Below are 2,583 nucleotides of genomic sequence, written 5' to 3' on the forward strand. Positions count from 1 at the left end.
GCGTCCTTGGCGCGCCAGGTCGCCCGGGCCGAGGACACGGCCCGCGACATCGTCGACGCGGAGAAGGCGGTGTCCGCCGGGGCCGACCCCGACGAGGCGTTCCCCATGACCCCGGGGCCCATGTGCGGTTGGTGCGACTTCAAGCGCTCGTGCCCGTCGGGCGCCGGCGTGCCGACCAAGGACCAGTGGGCGGGTCTCGATCGGGGGCTGGCCGCGACCGACGCCTGACCGCGTGTCGGATCAACAACCTCAAGCTATGCAGTCACCACTGTCCGTGACAGGTTGTCGCCCAGCCGTTGGGTGACACAGCACGGGGGAGGCAGCGGTGAAGCGCGGTCTGCTGGCCATGGCGGCTCTGCTCGTCGGCGTCCTGCTCGGCTTCCACGCACAACCGGCACGGGCCGACCCCGGGCCGCCGGATTTCGCGGCACAGGCCAGCGCGGCCGGGTTGAGCGGCGCCGAGGCGCAGGCCCTGCAGGACCGGGTCGACCGCTACCTGGAGCGGCTCGGCGGCACGCAGCGGGGCATCGACGCGATCGACCTCGACGGCCGCGCCGTGCTCCGCGTGACCGTCCCGGGCCGGGCGGCCGCGCCCTGCCGTGCGTACGTGTTCTGCGCCTACGCGCACGAGCACTACGCCGGCGACATGCTCGAGCTCCACTCCTGCGACTACTTCTACCTGCCGTTCGCCGGCTTCGGCTCCTACCGCAACAACCAGCTGCCCGGCACCGCCGCGCTCTACTACGACCACGAGCGGCGGTTCAGCCATGCCAGCTTCGGCGGCCGGGCCGGCGTGCCGAGGACGAGCTGGACGTACGTCGACTGGGTCAGGCCTTGTTGAGCAGGTCCAGGGTGCGGTCGCGCTCGAAGCCGGCATCGACCCGCGCGAAGCCGGCCGCCGCCCGCGCGAACGCGTCGCGGTCACCGCTCAGCCGGCCGCGTGCCCGGTCGAGACAGGCCGCGGCCCAGCGGTTCTCGGCTCCGGCCCATTCCGCCGCCGCGAGCCGGGATGCCGCGTCCGACCACCCGGCGACCACCGCCAGCTCGGCCGCCGCGGCGACGGCATAGGTCGCGTGCGGCCCCTGCGGATCCGTCATCACCATCTCGGCGGACGGCCCGCGATGCACCGCGACCCGCGCCGCGGTGAAGACGGCGAAACCCGAGTGGTACGCCGCGAGTTTCGGGTTGGCCGAGCCGATCGCCTGCTCGGCCCGGCCCTGCCAGCGCTGGAACCCGTCGTCGTCACCACGCAGCCCGCACGCCATCGCGATCGACGATGCCGCCGGCGCCAGCCAGGCCGCGACGGGTGCCTCCGATCGGCGCCACGCCGCCCACATCGGCTCCGCGTGCCGCAGCGCCTCCGCGAACCGGCCGAGCAGCACCAGTGGTGGGACGAGCTTGGCGAGCGGCCGATACGGGTGCACGCCGAGCAGGTCGTCCGCGCGGATCGCCTCCGCCGCCGCGAGCGCCGCCGGCAGGTCACCCACGGCCAGCGCCGTCAACCAGGCGCTGTGCCGGACGTCGAGGATCTCCGCCGCCGCGGCCGGGTCGTCGCGGTCCAGCTGTGCGAGCAGCGCGACCCGCTGTCCCGCGATCCGCCGCGCCTCGCCGAGCCGGCCCTCCTGCGCGGCCACGGCGCCGAGCGCGTCCAGCGCGCCGCTGAGCAGCACCGGCGACCCGGTGCGCCGAGCCGCTTCGACGGCCAGCGCCGCCAGCGCCGGGTCGGGCCGGTACTTCTCGCCGGTCGCGTTCCACGCCCGCGCCGCGGCCAGGTGCGCCGCGGCCACCGGGTCCGCGGCCCCGGTCTCGGCCGCGTCCAACAGCGCGACCAGCCGTTCGTGCGGCACCTCGACGGCGAACCCCGACGGGAACCGGTTGGCGATCACCACGGCGCGGGCGAACGCCGCCGCATCTCCGTCAGCGGCGCAGAGCAGCTCGAACGCGCCCGCGGCCGGCCCGACGGCGAACGTCGCCGACGCCGCCAGCCCCAGGTCGGCAGCTTCAGCCGCGGCGTTCGCCGCCCGCCCCGCGGCATCGGTCGCGTGCGCCACGGCTTCCGACAGGAACCGTCGGGCGTAGGCGAGCCCCGCCATTGCCCACGCGAGCCGGTGCGCCACCGGCTCGCGACCGGCCGGTGCGTCGGCCAGCGCGGCTCGCAGGTCGTCGGCGACGATATCGAACTCCTCGGCCCAACCCGGGTCGTCGCGCCGGCGCCCGATCAGGTCCTCAGCCGTCCCGGCAGCCCACACCAGGCGGCGCCGCGACACGTCGGCGCGCTCACCGGCGTCCGCCAGCCGCTCGGCCGCGAACGCCCGCACGGTCGCGAGCAGGCGCCACCGCTCACCCACGCGCACGACGAGGCTCTTGTCGGTGAGCCGGCCGAGCACGTCGACGACCACCGGCCCGAGCAACCCGGCGACCGCGACGGCCGCGCCGAGGTCGAACGCGCCGACGAAGCCGGCCAGCCGCCGGAACAGCCCCCGCTCCTCGTCGTCGAGCAGCTCGTCGCTCCAACCGAGCACGGCGCGCAGCGACCGGTGCCGCTCGGCGCCGCCCCGGCCGCCGTCCAGCAGGCGCAGGGCG

Annotated in this window: 1 protein-coding gene and 2 pseudogenes; 2 read left to right on the forward strand and 1 reads right to left on the reverse strand. The window is 76.0% G+C overall.

The features are described 5' to 3' along the window. Positions 1-228, forward strand: a pseudogene (locus tag AB0H87_RS40535) (recombinase RecB); the annotation flags it as partial. Positions 229-325: 97 nt separating this feature from the next. After that, entirely contained in the window at positions 326-841 is a 516-nt protein-coding gene (locus AB0H87_RS40540) for a hypothetical protein (RefSeq protein ID WP_360158775.1), read from the forward strand. Here the strand turns inward: AB0H87_RS40540 and AB0H87_RS40545 are convergent. Next, positions 828-2,583, reverse strand: a pseudogene (locus AB0H87_RS40545) (hypothetical protein); the annotation flags it as partial. The gene AB0H87_RS40540 and the pseudogene AB0H87_RS40545 sit on opposite strands and share 14 nt — an antisense overlap.

Source organism: Asanoa sp. NPDC050611, from assembly GCF_040654855.1.
GTDB lineage: Bacteria > Actinomycetota > Actinomycetes > Mycobacteriales > Micromonosporaceae > Asanoa.